General features: G+C 64.1%; 24 protein-coding genes. 10 read left to right on the top strand and 14 right to left on the bottom strand.

Annotation, left to right across the window (positions count from 1 at the left end; translation table 11 throughout):
- Positions 1-95: 95 nt before the first annotated feature.
- Both katG and P12x_RS15570 read left to right on the top strand, forming a co-directional pair.
- A complete protein-coding gene (gene katG, locus P12x_RS15575) occupies positions 96-2,534 on the top strand; it encodes a catalase/peroxidase HPI (RefSeq protein WP_435005220.1) in 2,439 nt (812 codons plus the stop codon).
- 254 nt (positions 2,535-2,788) lie between these two features.
- Positions 2,789-3,190 carry a hypothetical protein gene (locus P12x_RS15570; protein ID WP_435005219.1) on the top strand — a complete coding sequence of 134 codons (402 nt, stop codon included), beginning with the start codon at positions 2,789-2,791 and terminating at the stop codon, positions 3,188-3,190.
- Here the strand turns inward: P12x_RS15570 and P12x_RS15565 are convergent.
- The 7 genes from P12x_RS15565 to rpsB form a co-directional block, all read right to left on the bottom strand.
- Positions 3,174-3,719 (bottom strand): hypothetical protein, encoded by a 546-nt coding sequence (locus P12x_RS15565; protein ID WP_435005218.1) that lies wholly within the window; start codon positions 3,717-3,719, stop codon positions 3,174-3,176. The genes P12x_RS15570 and P12x_RS15565 overlap by 17 nt on opposite strands.
- Positions 3,692-4,585 (bottom strand): alpha/beta hydrolase family protein, encoded by an 894-nt coding sequence (locus tag P12x_RS15560; protein WP_435005217.1) that lies wholly within the window; start codon positions 4,583-4,585, stop codon positions 3,692-3,694. The genes P12x_RS15565 and P12x_RS15560 overlap by 28 nt, the downstream gene beginning before the upstream one ends.
- Positions 4,582-5,142: a ribosome recycling factor gene (gene frr, locus P12x_RS15555; protein ID WP_435005216.1), complete on the bottom strand. Its 561-nt coding sequence runs from the start codon at positions 5,140-5,142 to the stop codon at positions 4,582-4,584. The genes P12x_RS15560 and frr overlap by 4 nt, the downstream gene beginning before the upstream one ends.
- Positions 5,143-5,352: 210 nt before the next feature.
- Positions 5,353-5,985, bottom strand: coding sequence for a PEP-CTERM sorting domain-containing protein (locus P12x_RS15550; RefSeq protein ID WP_435005215.1), 633 nt, complete (start codon positions 5,983-5,985; stop codon positions 5,353-5,355).
- Positions 5,986-6,139: 154 nt separating this feature from the next.
- Positions 6,140-6,907 carry a UMP kinase gene (pyrH, locus tag P12x_RS15545; RefSeq protein WP_435005214.1) on the bottom strand — a complete coding sequence of 256 codons (768 nt, stop codon included), beginning with the start codon at positions 6,905-6,907 and terminating at the stop codon, positions 6,140-6,142.
- Positions 6,908-7,045: 138 nt separating this feature from the next.
- On the bottom strand, positions 7,046-7,669 hold the full coding sequence (tsf, locus tag P12x_RS15540; RefSeq protein ID WP_435005213.1) for an elongation factor Ts: 624 nt from the start codon (positions 7,667-7,669) through the stop codon (positions 7,046-7,048).
- A 152-nt stretch (positions 7,670-7,821) separates the two neighbouring features.
- Complete coding sequence (gene rpsB / locus P12x_RS15535; RefSeq protein WP_435005212.1) at positions 7,822-8,853, bottom strand: 30S ribosomal protein S2; 1,032 nt, start codon at positions 8,851-8,853, stop codon at positions 7,822-7,824.
- Between the two features lie 253 nt (positions 8,854-9,106).
- On the opposite strand from rpsB, the gene P12x_RS15530 reads away from it, so the two are divergent.
- Complete coding sequence (locus P12x_RS15530; RefSeq protein WP_435005211.1) at positions 9,107-9,661, top strand: hypothetical protein; 555 nt, start codon at positions 9,107-9,109, stop codon at positions 9,659-9,661.
- A 63-nt stretch (positions 9,662-9,724) separates the two neighbouring features.
- On the opposite strand, the gene P12x_RS15525 is transcribed toward P12x_RS15530, so the two are convergent.
- The gene (locus P12x_RS15525; protein ID WP_435005210.1) at positions 9,725-10,915 is read right to left on the bottom strand and encodes a hypothetical protein; all 1,191 of its coding nucleotides are present in this window, start codon (positions 10,913-10,915) and stop codon (positions 9,725-9,727) included.
- Positions 10,916-11,060: 145 nt separating this feature from the next.
- Here P12x_RS15525 and P12x_RS15520 point away from each other — a divergent pair, with 145 nt between their 5' ends.
- Complete coding sequence (locus tag P12x_RS15520; RefSeq protein ID WP_435005209.1) at positions 11,061-11,966, top strand: LssY C-terminal domain-containing protein; 906 nt, start codon at positions 11,061-11,063, stop codon at positions 11,964-11,966.
- 166 nt (positions 11,967-12,132) lie between these two features.
- Here the strand turns inward: P12x_RS15520 and P12x_RS15515 are convergent, their stop codons facing one another.
- From P12x_RS15515 to P12x_RS15505, 3 genes are all read right to left on the bottom strand, one after another.
- A complete protein-coding gene (locus P12x_RS15515) occupies positions 12,133-12,669 on the bottom strand; it encodes an AAA family ATPase (RefSeq protein ID WP_435005208.1) in 537 nt (178 codons plus the stop codon).
- A gap of 445 nt (positions 12,670-13,114) precedes the next feature.
- Entirely contained in the window at positions 13,115-13,651 is a 537-nt protein-coding gene (locus P12x_RS15510) for a hypothetical protein (RefSeq protein ID WP_435005207.1), read from the bottom strand.
- Positions 13,652-13,931: 280 nt separating this feature from the next.
- Entirely contained in the window at positions 13,932-14,435 is a 504-nt protein-coding gene (locus P12x_RS15505; protein ID WP_435005206.1) for a BON domain-containing protein, read from the bottom strand.
- A 423-nt stretch (positions 14,436-14,858) separates the two neighbouring features.
- Between P12x_RS15505 and P12x_RS15500 the strand changes: the two genes are divergently transcribed.
- Positions 14,859-15,032 (top strand): DUF4326 domain-containing protein, encoded by a 174-nt coding sequence (locus tag P12x_RS15500; RefSeq protein WP_435005205.1) that lies wholly within the window; start codon positions 14,859-14,861, stop codon positions 15,030-15,032.
- Between the two features lie 104 nt (positions 15,033-15,136).
- Here the strand turns inward: P12x_RS15500 and P12x_RS15495 are convergent, their stop codons facing one another.
- A complete protein-coding gene (locus P12x_RS15495) occupies positions 15,137-16,048 on the bottom strand; it encodes an SIMPL domain-containing protein (protein WP_435005204.1) in 912 nt (303 codons plus the stop codon).
- A gap of 256 nt (positions 16,049-16,304) precedes the next feature.
- Here P12x_RS15495 and P12x_RS15490 point away from each other — a divergent pair, with 256 nt between their 5' ends.
- The 5 genes from P12x_RS15490 to P12x_RS15470 all read left to right on the top strand — a co-directional run bounded on the left by P12x_RS15490 (position 16,305) and on the right by P12x_RS15470 (position 21,899).
- Positions 16,305-16,805 carry a DinB family protein gene (locus P12x_RS15490; protein ID WP_435005203.1) on the top strand — a complete coding sequence of 167 codons (501 nt, stop codon included), beginning with the start codon at positions 16,305-16,307 and terminating at the stop codon, positions 16,803-16,805.
- 36 nt (positions 16,806-16,841) lie between these two features.
- Complete coding sequence (locus P12x_RS15485) at positions 16,842-17,237, top strand: VOC family protein (RefSeq protein WP_435005202.1); 396 nt, start codon at positions 16,842-16,844, stop codon at positions 17,235-17,237.
- Positions 17,238-17,275: 38 nt separating this feature from the next.
- A complete protein-coding gene (locus tag P12x_RS15480) occupies positions 17,276-17,683 on the top strand; it encodes a bleomycin resistance family protein (protein WP_435005201.1) in 408 nt (135 codons plus the stop codon).
- A 242-nt stretch (positions 17,684-17,925) separates the two neighbouring features.
- Positions 17,926-19,947 (top strand): FG-GAP repeat domain-containing protein, encoded by a 2,022-nt coding sequence (locus P12x_RS15475; protein WP_435005200.1) that lies wholly within the window; start codon positions 17,926-17,928, stop codon positions 19,945-19,947.
- A 230-nt stretch (positions 19,948-20,177) separates the two neighbouring features.
- Positions 20,178-21,899 carry a HEAT repeat domain-containing protein gene (locus tag P12x_RS15470; RefSeq protein ID WP_435005199.1) on the top strand — a complete coding sequence of 574 codons (1,722 nt, stop codon included), beginning with the start codon at positions 20,178-20,180 and terminating at the stop codon, positions 21,897-21,899.
- Positions 21,900-22,134: 235 nt separating this feature from the next.
- Here P12x_RS15470 and P12x_RS15465 read toward each other — a convergent pair whose 3' ends face one another.
- Entirely contained in the window at positions 22,135-23,256 is a 1,122-nt protein-coding gene (locus tag P12x_RS15465; RefSeq protein WP_435005198.1) for a cellulase family glycosylhydrolase, read from the bottom strand.
- A 253-nt stretch (positions 23,257-23,509) separates the two neighbouring features.
- Positions 23,510-24,406, bottom strand: a complete 897-nt coding sequence (locus tag P12x_RS15460; protein WP_435005197.1) for a hypothetical protein — start codon at positions 24,404-24,406, stop codon at positions 23,510-23,512.
- Between the last annotated feature and the right edge of the window lie 211 nt (positions 24,407-24,617).

Raw genomic sequence — 24,617 nt, 5'->3', positions numbered from 1 at the left:
TGGATTTATGACGCGGGATCGCCTAGAAAGCGAGGGTGCGTCACGATCGGCTTCAAGGCAAAGCCGACCTCCCCCTCAGAGCTGGAGAAATCGCAATGAGAGTCCACCTGGCTCGGCTGATGACGAGTTGCGCGGTGTGCTTCGCCGCAACTCCTCTCCTCGCCCAGCAGAACCCCGCCACGACCGAAAAAGCAGAGAAAAAAGTCTTCCCGACCGACGGCGGGGGGAAAAAGCCCTTCCCGACCGATGTCGGAAATCAGGATGCGAAGGGCAAGGCCACCGAGGCCGGCGCCAATTGCCCGGTCATCGGAGGGAGCATCCGGCCCGCCTCGGAGCGGAACACGGCGGCCGGATTCATGACGAATCGCGACTGGTGGCCGAACCAGTTGAACCTCCAAATCCTGCACCAGAACTCGGCCAAGGGGAATCCCATGGGCGAGGGTTTCAACTATGCGGAAGAATTCAAGAAGCTTGATCTCGATGCCTTGAAGAAGGACATCAAAGCCTTACTCACGACGTCGCAAGACTGGTGGCCGGCCGACTACGGGAACTACGGGCCGCTGTTCATCCGGATGGCCTGGCACAGCGCGGGCACCTATCGGGTCCAGGATGGCCGGGGCGGCGCGAGCTACGGCACGCAGCGCTTCGCCCCGCTCAACAGCTGGCCCGACAATGCCAACCTCGACAAGGCCCGGCGGTTGCTCTGGCCGATCAAGCAGAAGTACGGCCGGCGGATCTCGTGGGCGGACCTGATGGTCCTGACCGGCAACGTCTCGCTCGAGTCGATGGGATTCCAGACTTTCGGATTCGCCGGGGGTCGCGAGGACGTCTGGGAACCCCAGGAGGATATCTACTGGGGTCCCGAGAGCGAGTGGTTGGGCGACAAGCGCTACTCCGGCGATCGCGAACTCGAGAAACCCCTCGCCGCCGTCCAGATGGGCCTGATTTACGTCAACCCGGAAGGTCCCAACGGCAAGCCCGACCCCCTGGCCGCCGCCCGCGACACCCGGGAAACGTTCGCTCGGATGGCGATGAATGACGAGGAGACGGTGGCCCTGATCGCGGGCGGACACACCTTCGGAAAAGCCCATGGCGCGGCCAGTCCGAAAGACAACGTCGGCCCCGCCCCCGAGGGAGCCGTCATCGAGGCGCTGGGGCTCGGCTGGCTGAACAAGTTCGGGACGGGCAAGGGTGACGACACGATCACCAGCGGCCTGGAAGGGGCCTGGTCGACCACCCCGACCAAGTGGTCGAACGAATATTTCGATAACTTGTTCGACTACGAATGGAAATTGGTGAAGAGCCCGGCCGGCGCCTGGCAGTGGACTCCCGAGGAAGCCTCGGCGAAGGGGACCGTCCCGGATGCCCACGACCCGAAGAAGTCTCACGCCCCGATGATGTTCACGACGGACCTCGCGCTGAAGATGGACCCGGACTATCGGAAGATCTCGGAGCGCTTCCACGAGAATCCGAAGGAGTTCGCCCAGGCGTTCGCCAAGGCCTGGTACAAGCTGACCCACCGAGACATGGGCCCGGTCTCGAGGTGCCTGGGCCCGCTGGTCCCCGAGCCACAAATCTGGCAGGACCCCGTGCCCGCCGTCGACCACAAATTGATCGACGATCAGGACATCGCGTCCCTCAAGGCGAAGCTCCTCGACTCGGACCTGTCCGTCTCGCAGTTGGTCTCGACCGCCTGGGCTTCGGCCTCGACATTCCGCGGTTCCGACAAGCGCGGCGGTGCCAACGGGGCCCGGATCCGCCTGGCCCCGCAAAAAGACTGGGAAGTCAACAAACCGGCCGAACTCGCCAAGGTCTTGAAGGCACTGGAGAAGGTACAGGGGGATTTCAACACCGCCCAGGCCGGGGGCAAGAAGGTCTCGCTCGCGGATCTGATCGTCCTTGGGGGATGCGCGGCGGTCGAAAAGGCCGCGAAAAACGCCGGGCAGGAGATCACGGTCCCCTTCTCGCCCGGGCGGACCGACGCGACGCAGGAGATGACCGACGTTCAGGCCATCGCCGTGCTCGAGCCGACCAACGATGGATTCCGCAACTTCTTCGGCCACACCCAAGACCGGCCCGCCGAGGAGTTCCTGATCGATCGAGCCCAGCTCCTCACGCTGACCGCCCCGGAGATGACTGTCCTGATCGGCGGGATGCGGGTCCTGAACACCAACACCGGGTTCCCTCAGCTTGGCGTCTTCACGAAGAAGCCCGAGGCGTTGACCAATGACTTCTTCGCGAACCTGCTGGACATGAACACCCAGTGGAAGCAGTCCCCCGTCTGCGAGCACTTCTTCGAAGGCCGGGATCGCAAGTCCGGCGACCTCAAGTGGACGGGGAGCCGAGTCGACCTCGTGTTCGGCTCGAACTCGCAACTCCGAGCGATCGCGGAAGTTTATGCCAGCGACGACGCGAAGCCCAAGTTCGTCCATGACTTCGTGGCGGCCTGGAACAAGGTGATGAACCTCGATCGCTTCGATCTCGATCCCTCCCTGCGAAACGGATTGAAGTCCACCCTGGCCAGTCGTCGCTAAGACTCGCCATCGGCGATCCCCGATTTCGAAGGGTGCCCCACCTTGCAGTTCCCGTAGGGGCTCGCCCTGCCGAGAGGCGGGTCTCTACGGGAGGCCCGCCCCGACCAGGGCCGACTCCAGGCGATGCCGAAATCGAGAGAGGCACCCATTCCCGCCCAACACGGAAGTGTACACTTGACAACCATTCCCGCGAGTGTCATAGTGTGCTGGCCATCGGGGAGAGTCTCCGGTTCCAGACACATGAGGTGCGAGCGATGGGAGCCCCGTTCATCCTGACCCTGCTGTCGTCGGACGGTTACCAGGTCTTCGCGGCGTTGCACCGCGAGTTCGACACGCTGGAGCGTGCCGTCGAGGGGGCCAAGGATGATTACCTGAGGCGGTACGGCGGCAACCCCTCGTTCCGGGTCTATCACGCCGCCCCCGACGGGTCGGGCTACCGGCACACGTTGGTGGAGGCCTGCTTCGACGAGTCGAAGCGGCGCTCGTTCGTGGCGCTCTACAAGATCTTGCAGGAGGTCCAGCCGATCCCGTCGCGGCTGAACCCGCCCCGGTTCTCGATCGTCGCCTGCGCGAACGCCTTGCGGCGATTGCTGGTCCGGCTGGGTCGGCTCCTCGACGGGCCGGGAAGGTCGGGGGCCGTCATTCAGTTCCGATGACCGGTGCCGTCGGAGCCTCGACCCTTCGCAAGGGGATCAGGTCGAGCGCCATCATCAGCAAGAGCCCGAACCACTGGACCCCGAAGACCGTCAGATAGGTCTCGTGAAGGGGGAAGAACTCATCCCGATCCAGGCCCGAGTCGATCCTCGCCCCGATGACCCGGTGCATCGCGATCAGGACGCCCAGCAGGACCGTCGATCCGACCATCAGGCCGAACCGGACTTTGCCCCGCCAGCCCGATCGCTCGACGCGATCCACCGCGAGGATGACCCAGCCGAGGGCCAGGGCCGACGCCCCGATCTCATACAGGACGACGGCCACCCTCCGGCTGATCTCGCCCGTCTCCATCCCGCCGAAGGTCTCGTGGAGGTCGGGCACCACCACCGCCGCGTAGAACACGAAGCCGCCGATCCAGGTCGCGAAGGCGACCCGGTTCAGGAATCGTAGCGCGAAAATCGCCCAGGCCCACCAGCCGGGCCATCCCACTGGCCGGGTCCGGCTCAGAGGCTCCGGAAGAACTCGATGCATTTCTGGATGACCTCCGGGTTCGCCGTCTCGTGACCTCCCGCAACCTCGACCGCTTCCACGTCGAGTCCCGCACGATCGGCCAGCAAGGCCGTCCGACGGGTGGCGTTGAGGAGCCAGTATTCTTCCTCGCCGAAGTAGAGCCGGAGCGGACATCGGAACCCGGTGGCGAAGACGACCGGGGACCGAAGGCGGAACTCATCCCCGTTGGTCGGGTCGAAGGGAACCCGTTCGGGTCGCCCCCGGGTATATTCCCGCTGATCGGGCGATCCCGAGAACGAGGCGGCCCCTCGGAACCGGGAGGACTCCAGTGCGGTCAACATCGCGAGCGTCCCCCCCACGCTATGTCCGGCCAGGTAGAGGTGCTTCGAATCGACGTCGGGACGAGCGGCCAGGGAGTCCGAGGCCGCCAGCACGTCCGCCACCTCGTCGTAAAAGAGCGAGAAGTTACCGGGCTGGCCATTTTCGCCGCGAAGCGTGGGCATCATCACCACATACCCGGCCTCCCGAAACGGCCGGGTCATGGCCCAGTGTCCCTCGCCGAACACGAAACCTCCGTGGAGGAAAAGGAGGCCGGGCTTAGCTCGACCGGCCGGCTCGGGAGGGCTCGCATAGGCGCGGAGCGAGTGGTTTCCCGAGGGATAAGCCACCTCGACCGCATCGGCGATCTCGGGGAGCTTGATCCGATCCGGGGTCGCGGGGCCTTCTCGGATCAGGTGAGTCCGGAAGCGAGCCCGGGCGGTCGAATATCGCTCGGTCGAGAGCTCGAGCCCCGGGGAAGGGGCCGGGATCTCGGCCGAGGTCGTCCCGGTCGAGCATCCGGAAATGCCGACCCAGGCAAAGATCGCCAGGCAGACAGCGGCTTTCAAACCTCGAGGATCTCCGCCGACTTCTTCTCGGCCATGTCGTTGACCTTGCCCTCGAAGCGCTTGGTGAGCGACTGGATCTCTTCCTTGCACTTCTCGACGTCGTCCTCGGTCATCTGCTTGTCGGTCAGTTCCTTATCGGCGTGCTTGTTGGCGTCCCGACGGATGTTCCGGATCGAGATCCGGGCCTCCTCGGCGAGGTCCTTCACGCGTCCTACCAGCTTCTTGCGCTGCTCGACGGAGAGCGAGGGGACGTTCAGGCGGATGACCTTGTTGTCGGAGTTCGGGGTCAGGCCGAGGTCGCTGGTCTGGATCGCCTTGACGATGTCGCCGATGGCGGTCTGGTCGAACGGCCGGATCAGGATCTGCGAGGGCTCGGGCGTGCTCAGGTTGGCGAGCTGCTTCAGCGGGGTGGGCGACCCGTAGTATTCGACCCGGATCGAGTCGACCAGGCCGGTGTTGGCCCGCCCGGTCCGGACCCCTTTCAACTGGTCGGCCAGCAGCGCGATGCTCTTCTCCATCCGCTCCTCGGCCTCGAACGCGATCTCTTCGGTAGGCATGGGAATCTCTCGCAATCGGTCGTCGGCGATCGGTGGTTCGAGGCCCTATGGTAACCGATCGGGGTGGGGATTCGACCCGGTGGGTCGGGAAAATCTTCCGGTAGCCTTCCGATTCGCTCTCCAGCAGGAGCTTCGAGAGAGGCCGCCCCTCGTTCTCGCGACGAGGGGCGGCGTATCGGAATTCGCGGCGGATCCCCGGCCTCGACGGGATCAGACGCCCCGGCGCCGGATCAGGAGAGGGCCGATGACGCCACCCAGGATCAGTAGGGCAGCCGAGGCCGGCTCGGGGACGGCGTTGAACGGGTTGATGTTATAGGTGAACGAACCATTCAAGACCGACGAGCCCCTGTCGCTGATCTGGGTGAATGTCGCGGCGAAACTGGCGATCTGATAATTGCCCTTCAAGTCCCGGAAGAACTGGACGTCCGTGATGGTGAAGTTCCCGGTCAGGACATTGCTGCCCTGGCTCCCGAAAATCAGCTCCAACCCCGGATGGCCGGGGTCGGCAAAGGTCGCTCTCTGGGCATCGGTGTAGACGCCCGGCTGGAGGGCAATGCCCAGTTGTTCGGTGCTGAATTCGAGCGAGGCGTTTATTTCCCCGGTCTGAAAGACGGAGAAGTAAACCCGAGTGGGGCTGCCATCGGGGAGCGAGCTGTAGCCGAGCGGCGGCACGATGGCATAGGCGTTCGCATCCGTGATGTCGTAATTTTTGCCGCCTCCGATGTAGCTTCCAGGGCTACTCTCCAGGAGCAAGTGGGCATATCCGGCCTGGGCGCCCGGCACATAGGCCACGAAGATCCCGAGCACGACCCAGAGGGAGCCGCGGACCGAAGCATGAATCATCGAATCGTCTCCTGGTGATCCGAACCGGGGGGGAAAACGGATCGGATACTAACCAGGCGGGCTGGCCGGGGGCCATTGGATGCCCAGAAGATTTTCAAATCTTCTTTACAGTGATGCCACAGATCAACGAATCCATTCGGCGCCCGGCCCTAACTCAGGCGATGTTGGCGGGACGAGGGCGGGGGGTCGAGGCGACCCAGGTGCCGATCGCCTCGCCGGCGATGGCCCGCTCGATGTTCCCGTCCTTCTTGAAATTGAAGACGAGAATCGGCAAGGAGTTATCCATACACATGCCGATAGCCGTCATGTCCATGACCTTCAGGTCCTCGCGGAGGACCTGGTCGGGGGTCAGGTGATCGTATCGGATGGCGTGGGGGTTCTTCTCGGGGTCGGCCGAGTAGATCCCGTCGACCCGGGTGGCCTTGAGCAGGACCTCGACTCCCAGTTCCTTGCCCCGGAGGGCGGCGGCGGTGTCGGTGGTGACGAACGGGCTGCCGGTCCCGGTGGCCAGGATGATGACCCGCCCCCGGCCCAGGTGCGACAAGGCCCTCCGGCGGATGAAGGGCTCGGCCACCTCGTCCATCCGGATCGTGGTCATCAGGCGGGTCTCGCAGCCCATCCCTTCCATGGCGTCCTGGAGGGCCAGGCCGTTGATGACGGTGGCCGTCATCCCCATGTAGTGGGCGGTCGCTTCCTGGATGACGTCGGACCCCCGGAGCGAGCCCCCTCGGAGGATGTTCCCGCCACCGACGACGATGGCTAGTTCGACCCCTCGCGAGGCCACCCGGACCGCCTGACGGGCGATCCGGCTCACCTCTTCGACGCTGATCCCGCCCTCGCCGGGCCGGCAGAAGCTCTCGCCGGAGAGTTTCAGGAGGATCCGGCGAAACACCGGGCTGCCGAAGGGATACGCGGCGTCCATCGAGGGGCTCCTGCGGCGAGAGGGCGGGCGAATTCCACGGGCGATCGATCGGGTCGGCGAGTGGGCGGGCGATGAGGGAGGAAGGACGAGCGATCCTGCCGATCAGGATCGCCCATCAACCGTCGACCCTCGGGCGGATCAGGCTTCGGTTTCGGGAGCCTCGGCCGGGGCCGATTCTCCGACGATGAAGCGGGCGAACCGGGCGATCGAGATATTCTCGCCGACTCGGGCGTTGACGTCGATGATGACCTCGCGGACGCTCTTGGTCGAGTCCTTGACGAACGCCTGGTCGAGCAGGACGCTCTCGCTGAACCAGGAGTTCAGCTTCCCCTCGGCGATCTTGGCCCGGATCGGCTCGGGCTTGTCTTCGGCCTGCTTCAGGAAGATCCGGCGCTGCTCCTCGACCAGGTTCGGGTCGACCTCCTCGCGGCGGACGCTGACCGGATTGGCGGCGACGACCTGCAGGGCCAGGTCCTTGGCGAGCTGGCGGAATTCATCGTTCCGGGCGACGAAGTCGGTCTCGCAATTGACCTCGATCAGGGCCCCGGACTTGCCGTCGTGGTGGATGTAGACCTCGACCCGCCCGGCCTTGGCGACGCGGTCGGCCCGCTTGGCGGCGTTGGCCTTGCCCTTCTCGGCGGCCAGAGTCATCGCCTTCTTCGGGTCGCCATCAGCTTCCTTCAAGAGGGCCTTGCACTCCATGAGGCCCAGGCCGGTGGCCTTTCGGAACTCGTTGACAACCTGGGCCGTGATGTCGGCCATCGTCACTTCTCCTTGGCTCGCTGACACGCAAAACTTCGGTCGTAAATGTCGGGTGGGGACGGTCAGGCCCGGCGCGCCTCCGATGGTGGGGTCGCGCCGGGCCGGTGATGGTCATCGAGCCGGGCGGATCGATCCGATCGGCCCGGTTCGGCTCACTCCGGCTGGGCCGAAGGGGTCGTTTCCGCCTCGCCCTGGGTTTCGGGCTGGGTCGCCTCGACGGCGGGAGCCGCCGGGATCTCGACCTCGGCCGGGGCCGGGGTTGGGGTCTCGGCCGGGGCCGACGCCTCGGCGGCAGCGACCGGTGCCGGTGCCGGGGCCGACGGCTGGCTGCGGCTCACGCCTCGGGAGAATCCGGGGCCACCCTGGCCGGGGCCGCCTCGACCGGGTCCGCCCGGCCCACCACCTCGACGGTCGCCCCGACCGCCTCGGTCGTTGCTCCGGCCGGGAGGGACCACGTCGCGATCTCGCTCCAGCTCGGCGATCTCGCGGGCCGTCTGGACCGGCGCGGTGGCCTTGCCCTCGATGATCGAGTCGATCAGCCGCTTCACGACCAGTTCGATCGACCGCATGCTATCGTCGTTGCCGGGGATCGGCAGGTCGATCTCGTCGGGGTCGCAGTCGGTGTCGAGCAGGGCGACGACCTTGATCCCGAGCTTCTTGGCTTCCTTGACCGCGTTGTGCTCGCGGTGGGGGTCGATGATCAGCAGGGCCTCGGGCAGCCGGGTCATGTGGCGGATGCCGGAGAGGTTGCGCTCGATCTTCTTCCGCTCGCGGGTGAGCGTGGAGATCATCTTCTTGCCGTAGCTCAGCGCCTGCTCGCCGTCGAGGATCGTTTCCAGTTCCTCAAGACGTTCCAGCCGGCTCCGGATCGTCCGGAAGTTGGTGAGCGTGCCGCCCAGCCATCGCTCGGTGACGTAAGGCATCCCGGCGCGGGTGCATTCCTCGACGATCGTCTCGGCCGCCTGCCGCTTGGTCCCGACGAACAGGATCAGGCCGTTCTGAGAGGCTACCCGATTGAAGTACTTGGAAGCCCGGAGGAGGCCCCGGACGGTTTCCTTCAAGTCGATGATATGAATCAGGTTGCGCTTGCCGTAGATGTACGGCTTCATCTTCGGGTTCCACCGGCTGGCCCGGTGTCCGAAATGCACGCCAGCGTCGATCAAGTCCTTGACGGCGAGTGCCACGAAGTTTCACCCTTCCCCGCGTCGAGTCTTCCGGGCCGAGATCCCAGGGCAACCACCCCGGGCGACCTTGCTAAGAGGATTGGGATCGTCCAAAAACGAGCCCTAATCGTACCGATGAGCCGGCGATTCGTCAAACCCCGACCCACCCAACCTCGTACTTCGCCGGGCGAACCTTCCTCGCTGGACAACGGTCCTTGAATTGTCCGGCGCGAGTCAACCCGTCAACAAACTGCCCTGATGGAGGGAGGCTGACATGAAGAAGATCCCAACCATGTTCGAACGCGACTGGAACGGCGACCGGAGCAGGGTCCTCGACCAGATCCATCCCGGTTGCGAATGGGTCGTCGCGGGCGAGGGAATTGCCACTAGGAAGATCGACGGGACATGCTGCCTGATTCGCGATGGAAAGCTTTACAAGCGTCAGGAGTTCAAGCCCGGGCAGTCGATCCCGGATGACTTCGAGGAATCGGGATTCGATGAGGAGACCGGCAAGAGGGTGGGGTGGAAGCCAGTCGGGGACGGACCTGAGGACAAATGGCATCGCGAGGGCTTCGCCAACCTAACCGACAAGGCGGACGGCACCTACGAGTTGGTCGGCCCCCATACGCAAAAGAATCCCGAGAAGTGGGATCAGGACGTCCTCGTGCCTCACACTGTGGAGAGGCTCGGCCTGACCGATGAACCACCGAGGGATTTTCATGGGCTGAGCGCTTACCTGGCCGCTCGTGATATCGAGGGGATCGTCTTCCATCATCCCGACGGCAGAAAGGCCAAGATTAAAAAGCGCGACTTCGGCTGGAAGCGTTGAGGGACAACGGACACCGTTCGCGCGACTCCAAGTCCCCCGGTCACCCTGAGATTCTATCCCGGCTCAATTCCCGAAATATCCCGGATAGTACCCCAGGCCGTGCCCGTAGTAAGGGTAGCCCCCGAGGCCGCCTTGCTGGATCCCCTGCTGGCCGAAGTTCGCCCCCGATCCCCCGTAATAGCCGGGATAGTAGCCCAACCCGCGGCCATAATCCGACCCTCCGTAGTAGCCGGGGCTGGTCCCCAGGCCATGCCCATAATATGGATAGCCGGCGAAGCCGGACCCCGCCGACGTATAACTCGCGAAGTTCGGCGTCGAATTCAGGACGGACAAGGTCTGGTTGAAGTAGTTGGACAGGGCCGACGACGGATTCCGGGTGAAGTTCGGACTCGCGACGACGACGCCGTATTGATTGGGCTGGCCGAGATAACCGGCTACGTTGGTGGTCGACCGCCCCGCATCCGAACCTATCGCTCGGACTGGCAAGGGCTTGGGCAGGTAGGCGGTATCGCCCAGCCGGGCCGATTCCCCCTCGCGAACCACCGAAATCCGGGTGCCTCGCTCCTCCTTCGGACGGTCCCAGAAGCCTTCCCGCAATGCCCACCCCTCGGGCTGATGAATCCACCGGGCGGGGACCCAGACCCAGCCCGGCTGGGCCTTGGTCCAGAAGCCCGCTTGCCAGGTGACGCCGTCCTCCTTGTACCAGCCTGGTATGAATAGCTGATCCGGGCCGGGGGCCGGACCCGGCCGGTCCTCGGGGTGTTCCGAGGGAGGACCCTCCTTCCGCCAGGCGATCTTGTCGAGGGCTCGGTCGCTCCAGAAGCCGGGGACTCGCCTCCAGCCCTTCTCCTCGCGACTCCAGTAGCCGTTCGCCCAGAATCGGCCGGGAGGGGGCTCCCGCTCGATCCCGGGGACCCAGGCATAATCGCCTTCGATCCAGTCCCAGTAGCCGGGGATGACGACTTCTCGAGGGCTCGACGGTTCCAGGCTCGGCCGCTCGTTCCGAGGGGGAGGGGGGGCCTTGTCGACGTAGACCAGCTCTTCCCGAGCCCGTTCGGCCAGGCCCTCTCGATCGGGGATCGCTGCCTCGTGGATCGGGGCCCCGAGGGCGGTCGCGGAAGGAGGATGGGTCGCGGGGACCTGGGCCAGGGCCAGGCTCGGCGAGAGCAAGACGGCGACCACCAGGCCACGATGGGCCAGGAGGCTCCCGAGGCGAGAGGACAGGCTTGAGGCGTCCATGAGGACTCCCTTCATGATCTGGGCTGCCACTCCTATTCTAACAACCCGACGCGGCTAGGGCCGCATGCCACTCGACTTTTGATCGAAGGATGCTCATCCTGAGAGCCTTGCGTTCCGGAATGCGCCCGGAATCCGAGATCCAACGGGACACGAGCAAGCCATGACGGACGATCTCGATCGCCAGAGTGCCGCGAACCCGCCGGAACCCTCGGATACTCCCCCGGGATCGACCGCGCAAGTTGGGGCGAACTCCTCCAGGAGAAGGCGAATCCTGATCCTAGCGTCGAAGATCCTGCTTTCGATCGTGGCCCTCTGGCTCGTGGCGGCCTACCTGGTCTTACCGATGCTCTGGCGGCACTACGAGCACCGACCCTCGATGGAGACGGCCCCCAAGACGAGCCTCACGTCCCAGGGGATCCCCGGCGACCCGCTGAACGTCGGGCTGATCGGGACCGAGGAGGAAGTGGTCGGCAGCCTGATCCACTCCGGCTGGGACGCCGCCGACCCGGTCACCTTGAGATCCAGCCTCCGGATCGCCGGGAGCGTTTTGAGAGACCGACCCTACGTCGACGCCCCCGTCAGCCCGCTTTTCGTGTTCGGGAGGAAGCAGGACCTCGCCTTCGAGAAGCCGGTCGGCCAGAACGCCAGCCATCGCCACCACGTCCGGTTCTGGAAGTCGTCCGACCTCGGCCGGGATGGCGTCCCCCTCTGGATCGGCGCCGTGACCTATGACCAGAGCGTCGGCTTGAGCCACCGGACCGGACAGATCACCCACCACATCGGACCCGACATCGACGCCGAGCGCGATGGCCTGTTCGCCGACCTCCGCAAGAGCGGGTCGCTGACCGAACTCTTCCAGGTCACCGGAGTCGGAGCCACCTTGATGGGACGGAACGGGGGAGGGGACCGCTACTACACCGACGGCGAACTGACCGTGGGAATCCTTGCCGCGCCCGGCGAACGCGGGAAGTCGCCCACACGACTGGCGAACCCCGTCGCGGTCCAGATCAAGGAACAACTCTGGACGGCGATCCGACCGATCCTCCAGTCGATCCCCGGACCTTGAGGCCGGGGTATCGACCGTCCCGATGTTGTTCCAGGAATCAGCCAGGGCAATTGTTCGGAGAATTGCCCCACAAACCATAAACAAACGCCGATTTATCTCGTCTCACTCAACATGCTCGTTGGGCTCAAAAAGTTGAATGTCCCCTTTGCCTTTCCTCTGACCAAAATCATTTACTCTGACGCTCGATTTCGGCTTGAAGCCAAGTTTGCGCCTTCAGGATATCGTTGAACTGCGGTGATGGCTGCTGGTAGACAGACCGCGCTTGATGGTGCCCGGGGTATATGCCAGGAGGGGGAACCTCATAATGCCGCCCCTGATCTTGCACTGCCTTGAGTCGAGGCAGGCCGATCCGCGGCTTCGCTTTGTTCTGATCGAAGTAAACATTGTTGATGCACGCCAAGATATCATTCTCGAAGAAAATCCATTCCTGATCGACCCCAGCCAGGAACTGATCGCAGAAATCCTTGAACGTCTCGCGGAAGCCGGGATGCGTGAGGTGGGATTCGTCCATCACGCAATCCTCGCCGCGGCCGAGGAGCCGGGCGACCATCTCGCCGAGGCAACGAAAACCGGCTCGCCTGGCATCACCTTCCGCCAGCGTCCCGTCGATGAACGCTGTTGCGTATCTTTCCTCTGCAAGGCTCTTGCCATAGGTCGTCTTTCCCGATCCGCCGACCCCGACGATGATGATTAGCTTCGCCACGTCGCCAACTCCCCCATCGATTCAGGTCACCACGAACCGCCCCATCGGCCCCCAGGCGCGTAGCGGCCTCATCTCGAGGTCGTCCGCCCAGTCGTATTCCCATTCCGGGTTGTACAGTCCGCAGCCGCGATTCCTAACCCGGTCACATTCCACCGTCGCCGGCGGTTGAGGATGCTCGGCTTCAGGTATATGCTTCGCCTTGGCTTGTGCCACTCGCAATGATGAAGCGGGTAGGCACCCTATGCGGAGTCTAACGCCTGACGCGATGCCGGTGGAATTGTGTTCTGATCTCGGAGCGCCAGGGATTCTCTCACGGAGCAGGCGAGAGAGGCGAGGCGATCAGAAACACTTTCGGCGATGGGGAAATGGAACGAGGCCATCGCGTCTCCCATGGGGATCGCCACAGCCTCGTTAACACTCCTGCGATGCGGCTGCCCACTCGCCCTTATTTCTTGCGTGTGAACCTCTGGCCGCAGCACATTTCCTTGGCGGGCGCGCCATTTTCCCAGCCGACGCCCTTTAGCTCGATATTGTCGTTGTCGATGATCGTGAGGGTGGCCTCGTGCATATGCCTGTCCTTCGCCGGATCCAGGTTGGAGCCGCCGTCGAACTGGAAGTGGATCTGGTCGGCCGACGAATCCCGGTCGGCCTTCATGCGCGGCTGGTTGCCCAGCACGCAGTAATGCGTCATGACGAGATCGGCCCCGTCCACCGAATACACCGAGACCATCTCCATCGGCTGGCCGGGGAAGATCGTCTCATGCACCACGCTGCCACCGGCGGTGACCTTGATGATGGACGCCACCTGATCGGTCGGCTTGCCATCGGCGTCCGCGACCATCCATGTGCCCGCCAGCTTCTTCATCGTCTCGAACGCGGGATTGGTCGGTGCCGTCGGCAGTTTGCCGGGATTATCGTCGCCGTAGGCGGTGAGCTGAAGGGCAAGCATCAGCGCCGGGAGACCAAGGATTCGTCGCATCATCTTTATCTTCCTTCAGGAAGTCCGGTTCGTTTCGAGCCCCAAATCGCACGCCACAAGGTTGTCGATCGGGAAAACGGCGGATCGACACGGAGGGAAAATTCTCAGCCAATTTTTCAGAGGAATCCTCCCGGCCGCGTTCTTCCTTCTCAAGTGTTTTGTCCGATGGGCGTTAAATCTCTGGATTGGTGTGCGGCGTTCCTCCGTGGCTAAACAGAACGGGCCACCGGCCATCCCCCATGGGACAACCGACGGCCCGTCATTCGTTTCCGCGAGACGAGGCTTACGGCTTCACGATCACCTTCGACTCCGAAGGAACGACGATCACCGGGGACGTACCCTTGACGATCGGAGCGGCCTTTCGCGTCTCGATCACGCGTGTTTCCCGGGGAGCCTCGGTCACCTTGGTGCCCTTCACCACGGCGAGTTGATCGACCACGCTGGTCACGCCGGTCGTGTTCTCCACCAGGTCCACCGCCCGGAGCTTGGCCGCCTCGCTGAGCACCGACCCTTGCAGGACGACCACCCCGCCCGGCTGGACTTCGAGCCGCAGGGTGGAACCGGCCATCTGCTTGTCCCAGTCGATCCGCTTGCCGACCTTGTTGAGGACGTCGCGTTCCTCGGCGGAGATCTGCCCGCGGGCGACTTCGGTCTCGACCGTCGAGCGGATGTTCTTGCCCGTCCGGTCGAGCGCCCTGCCCACGCGGTTGAGAGGACCGTCCTGGGCGAATGCGGACGTGGATACCACGGCGAGCGTGAGCAAGGCGGCGGAAGTGGCGCGGATCATGATCGGGCTCCTGTCGGAGTGAAAAGGTAGATCGGCTTGAGTCAGGGGGTTGCAAAGCCGTGGTGAGATGCCGGAGACTACACGCAATTGGCGCGCCAAAGAAAGGCGAAACGATTACTGCCGGAATCGTAAGGACGGGCGGGCGATTTTCCAGCCGGGCCAGTAGCGGGCGACCCGGCTTCGCCGTCAGGCTGTCCGGGGCTCGTTAAGCTCGGTCGCTTCGAGTCTGGCTTACGCCACCACTTCGGTAGCTCTCGCAAGTCTCTGGGCTGCCTCCCTCGGCCTTCAAGCCCTTCGCTGCGCTCACCTGACGGCTTCGGGGCTATTCCGGCCTTCACCCGCTGCTCGGCGCATGCCAAGGGTTCAGGACGGGCAAGCCGACCTGAACACTTATTTCAACCCACCCAACCGAAATACCACGACATGACCAACAGAAAAATCCAAGAAAATGCCGCCAGCAAGGAGGGCATAGGCTTGCACAACGTCGTCCACTGCAAGCGCGAACCCTTCGTCATCTACATAGGACGACCGGGGAAATGGAGCAATCCGTTTGCGATCGGCAGGGACGAGACGCGAGAGCAAGTCATCGCCAAATAAGAGGCATGGATCAGGAATCAGCCGGAACTCATGGCGGAATTGCCGAAACTGCGGGGCAAAAGTACGCACTCTCCCCGGGCGTGTCACCGTCAGTCTTTCATCGCTCAACGCCTCGTCTCGATTTCATACTTGAGCTTGAGGTAGTGGGTGAACTGCACGACCGGTTCGAGGATGACGGGCTCGATCACTCGATCGAAGCCGTCGGCATCGAGCGGGTTGTACAGGAACGTCCGGCTCTTGCGGAGGGATTGGACCGTCAGTCGCGACCGATCCGGGGCCCCCTCGACGGCCTCCGACTCGCCCGCGACGTAGGACTCGTACATCTCCGTCGGGAAATAGGCGGACGACCGCTCGGCATAGATCTGGGGCACGGGGCGGACCTGGATGCCAAGCAGACGCTCGTGGCGGGCCACCTTGGCCTTGATCACCGCCGCCGCCTCCTCGGCCAGCCGCTCCTGGACCGGGCCGGGATCGCTGACGATGTAATCGACCTTCGCGAGGTCGTAGACCTTGGACCGACTCGCGGCGACGACCAGGCGGTCGATCAGCGTCTTATCGCGGTATCGGATTGCGACGGTCTTCTTCAGCTCGAAGCCGCTGAGTTGCTCCTTGGCGAGGTTGCCTTCGATCTTGTAGCCGTAGACCTTCGTCTGCGCCGCGAAATCGACGAAGACGCTCTCGGGCCCGATGCCCAGCCCCTGGATGGCTCCGGTGAACGAGGCGATGGTCGCGTCCATCTTCGCCTGGCATTCCTGGACGGTCTCCGCCTGCTCGGCGACGCTGAAGGTGGCGACGAACTCGTCGGCCTTCACGTTCATCAGGACGCTGGCGTCGATGAACATCGAGGAGTCGGTCGGCGGCATTTCTTCCCGGGTGAGCTGGCGCTGGGACCGCTCATTCTGCTCGGCCCGCGCCCGCCCACCGGCCTGGCCGTAGCCCACGTTCCCGCCGACCTGGGCGAGGCCGACGCGTCCGGAGAGGGTGAAAATCATCAAGGAGATCGCAACGAGCCGCATCGGGTGGAACTCCATCTAGGATTGGATACCGAGCCCCACCATCATCCACGATTCGGCGAGGTTCGGCAGCGCTCGGAGGGCTTCCGGCAATACGATCTTGCCAACTCCGAAGACCCGCAGGGGATCGCCTGGACCTAATTTGATTCCGCCCCAAAAAACAGTGTACAGGCGTTGACAATCCGCCGATACTTGGTTTCAATCCACGACCTGATCACCCCTCCCGAGACGAGGGGTCTCTTCCTCCCGGGGGAATCCGATGACTTACGCCGAATCTGTTTTGCCCGAGTTCGATCAGGAGATGGCCGGTACCCGCAAGGTGCTCGAGCGAATCCCCGACGACAAGCTCGACTGGCAGGCCCACCCGAAGTCGCACACGATCGGCTGGAACGCCAATCACATCGCGGACATCCCGAACTGGCTCGTGGTGGTCTTGACCCAACCCGGGCTGGATATCGCGCCGGTCGACGGCGAGCCTTACCCGTTCCCGAAGCTGGCCAGCCGACAGGAGATCCTCGATCTCTTCGACCGCAACGTCGCGGCGGCACGCAAGTCGCTCACCGAGGTGAAGGACGAGGGCATGGGCAGCCCGTGGACGCTCTCGCAAGGGGGTCACGCCTTCTTCACGATGCCGCGTTCGGCGGTGGTCAGGAACATGGTCCTCAACCACCTGATGCACCACCGCGCCCACCTCTGCGTCTATCTCCGGCTGAACGATATCCCCGTCCCGGGCTTGTACGGTCCCTCCGGGGATGAGTGAACCGCTATTCATATCGACCAGAGAGGGGAGAAAACGATGGCTCGTGATGTCTCGACGCACCTGATGTTCGAGGGGCACGCCGAGGAGGCGATGAACCTCTACGTCTCGCTATTCGCCGACTCGAAGGTCAAGCAGATCGAGCGATACGCAGCCGGCGAGATGGGGGCGGAAGGCACGGTCAAACGGGCCGATTTCACCCTGGCCGGGCGGGATTTCCTCTGCATCGACAGCCCCATGAAGCACGCCTTCACCTTCACCCCATCGGTCTCGATCTTCGTCGAGTGCGAGAGCGAAGCCGAGTTGGAATCCGTCTTCGGGCGGCTCTCGGATGGCGGCGCCGTGCTCATGCCGCTGGGCGATTACGGATTCAGCAAGAAATTCGGATGGCTGACCGATCGCTTCGGCGTTTCGTGGCAACTGAACCTTTCCTGAGCCCTGGCCTCGCCGAGCCTCTTCCCGGGAGCTTGACCATGCTCGCGCACGCGGTGACCCCGATCCTGAACGTGTCCGACATCCTGGAGAGCTTCGCGTGGTTCGAGAAGCTCGGCTGGCAGCAGGGCTTCCGTTGGGGCAGCCCCCCGACCTTCGGGGCCGTCCGCTCGGGCCATTCCGAGATCTTCCTGTGCCAGGGGGCTCAGGGCGGACGCGGTAAGAGCGACCTGCCCACGACCAAGGAGTCCGGCCAGTCGGGCGACAAGGGCGTCTGGATGTCGGTCTGGGTGGACGACGTCGACGCCGTCCACCGGCATTGCCTGGCCGGGGGCCTGGAGGTCACGATGCCACCGACCGACGAGCCCTGGGGCGTCCGCGAGATGCACGTCCGACATCCGGACGGCCACGTCTTCCGGATCAGCAAGGGAATCGGGAAAGCCGAGTAAAACGGAGGAATGTGCCCCGACCCGAAACAGGGGGCCTTCACCCGGCCTCCGACTACATTCTTCCAGAATCAAGGGGACACATTCCTGGCGGATACCGAGGGATATTTCTGGCAGAATCAAGGGGACATTCCTGGCTCCCTCGCGCCCGAGATAGCAGTAAGGAAGATTCATCCCCGAATGACCCCCGCGCCGTGTTCCCGAGATTCCACCAAACAACCATGAATAATTCATCAAAGATTACCTTGTCACGAATTACGATTTCACTCTTCCTCACATTCGGGCTCGCCGTCGCCTCGAAGGCGGCCGACCTGGAACCGCTGCGATACGAACCTTCGGGGAAGCCGGGGCCGGTGGTCGACCTGGGCGTCGGGCTCTGGGCCTGGCCCCTGCCGATGGACTACGACCAGGACGGCGACCTCGACCTGGTCGTCTCCTGCCCCGACGTCCCCTTCCAGGGGACCTACCTGTTCGAGAACCCCGGCGGGACCGACCTCGAGCGCAAATTCCCGGTGTTCCTCCCCCCGAGGCGGCTCGGGCCGAGCTTCAAGAATATCCGGCCGTCGTATGCCGGCGGGGACGCCCGACGTACCTCCGTTCGTCTGCTAATCCCGGCCGCCGAGGTGCACTGGAACGGCGAGACGCTCGCTCTCGGGGGCTCGACGCCGATTTATCCGACCGCGAATCTCGTCGGCGAGGGGTCGAAGCTCCGGGCCAACCAGTGGCAGTATGCCGACTTCGACGGCGACGGTCGGCTCGACCTGATCGTGGGCGTGGAAGACTGGGCCGACTACGGCTGGGACAACGCCTTCGATCGCTCGGGGCACTGGACCCGGGGTCCGCTCCACGGCTGGGTCTACCTGATTCGCAACCACGGCTCCAACGATCGCCCCGAGTACGATCCGCCCACCAAGGTCGACGCCGAGGGCAGGCCGATCGACACCTTCGGCATGCCCTCTCCGAATCTCGCCGACTTCGACGGAGACGGCGACCTGGATCTGATCTGCGGCGAGTTCCTCGACCGGTTCACCTATTTCGAGAACGTCGGCACCCGGACCCAACCGGGCTACTCGGCGGGTCGGGGGCTCCTGGACGAAGGCAGACTGCCGGTGGCCATGCATCTCCAGATGATCGTCCCCGTGGCGATCGACTGGGACGGCGACGGTGATATGGACCTCGTCGTCGGGGACGAAGACGGGCGAGTGGCCCTGGTGGAGCATTCGGGGATGGTCGTGGACGGTTCGCCCCGATTCCGCCCCCCCGTCTACTTCCGGCAGCGCGGGACCGACCTCAAGTTCGGGGCGCTGGCCACGCCCACGGCCGCCGACTGGGACGGCGACGGAGATACCGACCTGGTCTGCGGGTGCTCGTCCGGCGAACTGGGTTGGTTCGAGAACCTCGGAGGGGGCGACCCGCCGCGCTGGGCTCCTCCGCGTTTGCTGGAGGCCGGCGGCAAGTCGATCCGGATCATGGCGGGCTCGAGCGGGTCGATCCAGGGGCCTTGCGAGGCGAAGTGGGGTTATACGCAGCCCTCCGTGGCCGACTGGGACGGCGACGGCGACCTCGACGTGGTGGTCAACTCGATCTGGGGCAAGGTCGCCTGGTTCCGCAACGTGGGGACCCGCACGCGACCCGAGTTGGAGGAGAGCCGCCCGATCGTCGTGGCCTGGCCATCGGGGACCACGCCCCCGAAGCCGACCTGGACGTGGTGGGAGCCCGAGCCCGGGGATCTGGCGACCGAGTGGCGGACCACCCCGATGGTCTACGACTGGACCGGGGACAAACGCCCCGACCTGGTGATGCTCGACCACGAGGGGTATCTCGCCCTGTTCGAACAGGAAGGAGAACCCGGCCCCGACGGCCTCCCGAGGCTCAAACCGGCCCGACGGGCCTTCCGCTCCGAGCCGGTCTCGGCCTTCGACTCGCGACACCGCCCCCGGAATGACGTCGCCGGACTCCTCCGGCTCAATGACGGGGCCGCCGGAGCGAGCGGCCGACGGACCCTGGCCCTGGCGGACTGGGATGGCGACGGCCACCCCGACCTGATCGTCGACAGCCGGAACGCCAACGTCCTCCGGAACGAGGGGACCGTCGACGGAATCACCACCTTCCGGGACCTCGGCCCCGTCGCGGACCGGGTCCTGGCCGGTCACTCCACCGGCCCAGCCACCGTGGATTGGGACCGAGACGGCGTGCCCGATCTGGTCATCGGGGCCGAAGACGGGAGGCTCTATTACCGGAAGAACTCACGGAAGGCACCGCGATGATGTCGCGGGGAATTACGGATGGTTTCCCTCGTGATTGACCATTGCGACTGGCCTCTTGGCAATCCCGTCGCGGTTCCGCGCGGAGCGCCAATCGAAACGGAACAAGGGATGAGGAGACACGATTGCTGGGATGGATTGTCCACACGTCTTCATGCTAAGCTTGCGCGGGCGGGGCCCATGACAGCGAGGTCAAGAGTCCCACGCCAGGTCATCCGGGCTTTGGGGACAGTATGGCCATTACTTTCCATTGCGAGTCGTGCGGCAAGAGATTCGACGTCGACGAGGGCCTGGCGGGCAAGCGCGCCAAGTGCAAGCAATGCGGGCTGAGCTTCGTCATCCCCGGCGCGACCTTCCCGGTCGGGAAACCGCGGAGCCCGCACAGGGCGATGCCTCCCTCTCACGCTCGACCGGCCGATCCGCCGCCGAGGGGCCACGACCCGTTCGGCTTCGAGGAGCCGCCCGCCCCGCTGCCGCCGCGGCACGCGGATCGAGACGAGGAATTCGAAGAGGTGATGCCTCGTCGCGCGACGATGAAGCCTACCAAGGCCGCCCCCCCCTCCCACTCTGGGGCGATCTCGATCGCGGGCCTGCCCGCCTGGGGCTACCTATTGCTGACCCTCGCGTTGGGAATCGGGATGGCGTTCGTCATGTCGCAGGCCTCGAACTCGTCGATGCAAGTCGCCGCGCTCGCCGTACAGGTCCTCGTGATGGTGGTCTCCCTGGGCGGCGGCATCGCCTGCATGGTGGTCGCGTTCCGGGAGAGCGTCGCCTGCGGCTTGATGTACCTCTTCGTCCCCTTCTATTCGCTCTATTACCTCTGCACCCGGTGGGATGAGATGAAGAAACCCTTCGTCATCTCGATCGGGGGCGTCGCGATGGGGCTCGGGTTCGCGTTGTTCCTCCCCGCGTTCTTCGCGGCCAGCGGGGCCGCCGAGCGTGCCCGGATGAATAATGAACAGGTCGCGGCGGGACAGCTCGCGCAAGCCCCGTTCCCGATCATTGGACAGGAACCGGGCCACGAACGGGACCCCGGTCTCCAACAGAACATCGCGAGGGCTCCTCTCGGCGCGTTGACGCCGCCGCCCGCCGAGTCGGCTCCCGGAGAGACCGTCACGGTCATCGTCTCGGGGATCACCGACGAGGAGACGGGGCAGCACGTCGGCGATCAGATTGGCGAGATTCTCAAGGAGTCCGGAAAGCCCTGGCGTTCCGAGGGGGGCGGAGGCCTCGGGCAGAGGACTTACAGGGTCTCTCCCGTCGGCGACCCCGAGGAGTTCGCGCGGAAGATCACTTTCGGCAAGGTCCAGCGGGTCACGGGGCGGAGCATCGAAGTCGTCGCCAATGCCGTGCGGCCCTCGGGGCCAAGGCCGGCCGCGGACGACTTCGCGGGGCAAGTCCGCTTCGACCTCGAGTCTCCCGTCCTGCAGAAGCGCAAGGAGGCGTTGGCTCGCTTGATGAGGGCGGCGCCCGGCGAGGGCCGCCAGGAGGTCGCCAAGGCCGTCGAGCCCATGCTCAAGGACCCCGACGGGTTCGCGCGGTCCGACGCCGCGAAGACCCTGGCGGTTTGGGGAGGGCCGGAGAACACTCACGCCCTGATCGAAGCCCTGAAAGACCCGGAGTTCCACGTTCGCTGGGCTGTCCTGGATACGCTCAAGGCGCTCAAGGATCCGGAATCCGCGGACGCGCTGGCCGACTACTTCATGGACAGCAACGACCGAGGCAAGGCCGTCGAGGCGCTCAAAGCCATCGGCCCCCCCGCCGAGGACGCCGTGCTCCGATGCCTCAATCACAACGACGGCTTCACGCGGATGGACGCCTGCAAGATCCTCGAGCAGATCGGCACCGAGAAGAGCGTCCCCGCATTGCGTCGGCTCGCCATGACGAACCAAGGGCTCGACAGCATGGCCGCGCGCGACGCCCTGAAACGCCTCGGCAACGGCCGAGGTCGTTAACCCGCCGAGCAGAAGTGGGGACGTTCGACTTTCCCTCCACCAGATGATCAAAAGCAGAACGTCCCCTATCTCGCCCCTCACTTTTCGACCCCGAGGCAAGGTCACCGGGGCCGAACGCCAGGAGCGAGAGCATCGTCCTTCGGCTATCCCTCCGGCGCGGCGTCTTGTCGATGCGGCCATCGAAAAGGATCGTGGCCTCCTCGAACGCCCCGACCATGGGGATATCGTTCCCGATTCACTTCCCCGCGCCGGTGACGGATTTGATGTACTCGACCTCGGCGGGGATGTAGGGCTTGCCGTCGCGGCGGAGGATGTCGTGGAACCAGACGGGGGGCTCGCCGTCGTAGGGCTTCTTCCACGAGTCCCACGGGAAAATGGTCTGACTCTTGCCGTCGATGAAGCCCCAGTTGTACGCGCCGACCTTCTCCCGCTTGAGATAGGCGAGGATCGGGTCGAACCGGCTGCCGTTGGGGCGGGCCATGTACTCGGTGCAGAGGACGGGCCTGCCATATTTCTTGAGCGCGTCGACGTCGGCCTTCATCTTGTCGGGCGGGTTGTAGTTGTGGAACGAGATCACGTCGGACTGCTCGATCTGGAACTTGTTGATGGGGGTGATCTTCGCCGGGTCGGTGAAGTTGTCCCGCCAGACGCCCATGGTCAGCGGTTGGCCGGGTCCCAGGGGGCGGATCCAGGACAACTCCTTGCGGAGCAGGTCCCAGGAGCGTTCCGTCTTGTCCTTCAGCTCGGTGCCGCCATAGCTATTGGCATTGGGGTTGTCCAGCTCATTGAAGAGATCCCAGGCGTGGACCCGAGGGTCATCCTTGAACCGGGAGACGACGCCGACCACGTAATCCTTCAGCTCGTCGTGTCGGGCCGGGTCGCCGAGGATCGCACGGCCGGGCGACTGCACCCAGCCGGAATTGTGCAGCCCGGGCCTGGGATCGCGCTGCTTGCCGGGCTTGGGGTCGGTGTCCCAGACGCCGTCGAAGAGGACGAGCATGGTGCCGATCTTGTGGCGGTCGGCGATGGCCAGGAACTGGTCGACCCGCTTGAGGAAGCCTTCGGGGTCCTGCTTGTAGGCGAGGTCGTGGAGGAAGACGCGCATGCTGTTGAAGCCCAGCTCCTGGGCCCAGCCGAGTTCGCGGTCGATGGTGGCGGGGTCGAAGGTGTCGGCCTGCCACATCTCGAGCTGGTTGATCGCCGAGCTGGTGCAATAGTTGCACCCCACGAGCCAGGGGTGGGCCTGACCCCAGGCGCGGGCCTTCTCGACGGGCCAGGGTCCGTCGGAGGCGAGGGCGGTCGAACAGGCCAGGGCGATCGCGACGATCCCCGCGAGCGGAATGCGAAGGTGTTTCATGGTGATATCTTCGGTTGTCGAGTGGGAGAGGCGGCCCGAGGCCGTGCAAACCGAAGTTTAAGCCCAATCGGCCCCTCGATCAACCGACACCGCCGATTCCCGCCTGAACAGAGAAGTCGGATCGAAAACTCGGATTGCTTTCAATTCAACTCATCGAAAAGAGGTCATTGAAAAGGGGACATTCTACTTTTTCCTTCCCCGAAGCTTTAAAAGCGGAATGGTCCCTTTTCCAGTTCTGTCCCATACCGGCGGGTTACTGGATCGTGCATTTCGGATGGGTCTGCTGGAATGCCTTCAGCGCCTCGGGGGAAATTTTGTTGGCGGTGACATCGAGATCGTCGAGCCTGGGAAGACGGGCCAGATAATCGAGCGAGACGTCGGTAATCTTGGTCATCGATAGATCGACGAGGCTGAGCGTGGGTATTTCGCTGAGGAGTTTCACTCCCGTGTCGTCCACGCCCGTGTAATAGAGGCGGATCTTCGCGAGCTTCGGCAGCCGTTTCAAGTGCATGAGGCCTTCCGACGTCACTTTCGTGCCGCGCAGCCCGAGGTCTTCGAGGCTCTTGACCGTCGCCAGCTTCTCAAGTCCCTTGTCATTCGTCTCCGTGGAATTCAATAACAAATCGGTAAGAAGAGGCAACTTCGCTAGCTCAGCCAGGCCAACTTGGGTAACTTTCGTCCCCTGGAGACTAAGGGTGTCGAGTCGCGGATGGTGGAGCACTAGCTTTGCCAGGCCTGCGTCGGTGATCGCCGTCTCTCCTATCCACAGCTCGCGGATCGAGCCAAGTGATTTGAAATACTCCAGCGCGTCATCGGAGATCGTAGCTGCCTCGAGATCGAGCTTGCCGATCTCTGGAAACGCACCCAAGCAAGCCAGGAAGTCGTTGTTAATCTTCGATTTTCGCAAATCTATCGAATACACCTTGGCCACGTAATCGGGTCCGAGTGCCCTGCCAACGAGCTTGTCGAACCACGACTCCTCCGCTCCAGGCTGGAGCATGATCGTGCCCCCGGCCGCGCGGATATCAGCGAAGGCACGTCCTCGCCGATGGGCCGGGACGATCAAGATGGCGAGCAGGACGGCGCAGACGATGACCAATCCCATCCCGGCCTGCAGGTTGAATCGGAACCAGCGTCGCCTTGCAGCCATGTGCTTTATCCCCGGTTCGCCGACCGAAAGCTGAAGGAATCCCCCTTAAGAGTCGAGCCATATCGATTATCCGATCACGAATGGTGAAGTCCTAACGAAATCGTGAGCGTCGGACGAACCACCTCACCTTGCCCCTTACCGCCCACCGCGATACGACATACCTGTCCACAAGCTGCCCGGACGTATTAATGGGTTGCCTCCGATGAAACGG

Source organism: Tundrisphaera lichenicola, from assembly GCF_051175385.1.
Lineage (GTDB): Bacteria > Planctomycetota > Planctomycetia > Isosphaerales > Isosphaeraceae > Tundrisphaera > Tundrisphaera lichenicola.
This window is presented reverse-complemented; position numbering and strand designations above follow the sequence as displayed.

What these genes read in the sequence shown, in the direction of transcription:
- P12x_RS15500 (WP_435005205.1), top strand. Translation starts at nt 14,859, where the DNA reads ATGACCAACAGAAAAATCCAAGAAAATGCCGCCAGCAAGGAGGGCATA.
- P12x_RS15565 (WP_435005218.1), bottom strand. Translation starts at nt 3,719, where the DNA reads ATGCATCGAGTTCTTCCGGAGCCTCTGAGCCGGACCCGGCCAGTGGGA.
- P12x_RS15465 (WP_435005198.1), bottom strand. Translation starts at nt 23,256, where the DNA reads ATGAAACACCTTCGCATTCCGCTCGCGGGGATCGTCGCGATCGCCCTG.
- P12x_RS15480 (WP_435005201.1), top strand. Translation starts at nt 17,276, where the DNA reads ATGCTCGCGCACGCGGTGACCCCGATCCTGAACGTGTCCGACATCCTG.
- P12x_RS15520 (WP_435005209.1), top strand. Translation starts at nt 11,061, where the DNA reads ATGACGGACGATCTCGATCGCCAGAGTGCCGCGAACCCGCCGGAACCC.
- P12x_RS15550 (WP_435005215.1), bottom strand. Translation starts at nt 5,985, where the DNA reads ATGATTCATGCTTCGGTCCGCGGCTCCCTCTGGGTCGTGCTCGGGATC.
- P12x_RS15505 (WP_435005206.1), bottom strand. Translation starts at nt 14,435, where the DNA reads ATGATCCGCGCCACTTCCGCCGCCTTGCTCACGCTCGCCGTGGTATCC.
- P12x_RS15525 (WP_435005210.1), bottom strand. Translation starts at nt 10,915, where the DNA reads ATGAAGGGAGTCCTCATGGACGCCTCAAGCCTGTCCTCTCGCCTCGGG.
- P12x_RS15570 (WP_435005219.1), top strand. Translation starts at nt 2,789, where the DNA reads ATGGGAGCCCCGTTCATCCTGACCCTGCTGTCGTCGGACGGTTACCAG.
- frr (WP_435005216.1), bottom strand. Translation starts at nt 5,142, where the DNA reads ATGCCTACCGAAGAGATCGCGTTCGAGGCCGAGGAGCGGATGGAGAAG.
- P12x_RS15510 (WP_435005207.1), bottom strand. Translation starts at nt 13,651, where the DNA reads ATGATGCGACGAATCCTTGGTCTCCCGGCGCTGATGCTTGCCCTTCAG.
- P12x_RS15470 (WP_435005199.1), top strand. Translation starts at nt 20,178, where the DNA reads ATGGCCATTACTTTCCATTGCGAGTCGTGCGGCAAGAGATTCGACGTC.
- katG (WP_435005220.1), top strand. Translation starts at nt 96, where the DNA reads ATGAGAGTCCACCTGGCTCGGCTGATGACGAGTTGCGCGGTGTGCTTC.
- pyrH (WP_435005214.1), bottom strand. Translation starts at nt 6,907, where the DNA reads ATGGACGCCGCGTATCCCTTCGGCAGCCCGGTGTTTCGCCGGATCCTC.
- P12x_RS15495 (WP_435005204.1), bottom strand. Translation starts at nt 16,048, where the DNA reads ATGCGGCTCGTTGCGATCTCCTTGATGATTTTCACCCTCTCCGGACGC.
- tsf (WP_435005213.1), bottom strand. Translation starts at nt 7,669, where the DNA reads ATGGCCGACATCACGGCCCAGGTTGTCAACGAGTTCCGAAAGGCCACC.
- P12x_RS15485 (WP_435005202.1), top strand. Translation starts at nt 16,842, where the DNA reads ATGGCTCGTGATGTCTCGACGCACCTGATGTTCGAGGGGCACGCCGAG.
- P12x_RS15460 (WP_435005197.1), bottom strand. Translation starts at nt 24,406, where the DNA reads ATGGCTGCAAGGCGACGCTGGTTCCGATTCAACCTGCAGGCCGGGATG.
- P12x_RS15490 (WP_435005203.1), top strand. Translation starts at nt 16,305, where the DNA reads ATGACTTACGCCGAATCTGTTTTGCCCGAGTTCGATCAGGAGATGGCC.
- P12x_RS15530 (WP_435005211.1), top strand. Translation starts at nt 9,107, where the DNA reads ATGAAGAAGATCCCAACCATGTTCGAACGCGACTGGAACGGCGACCGG.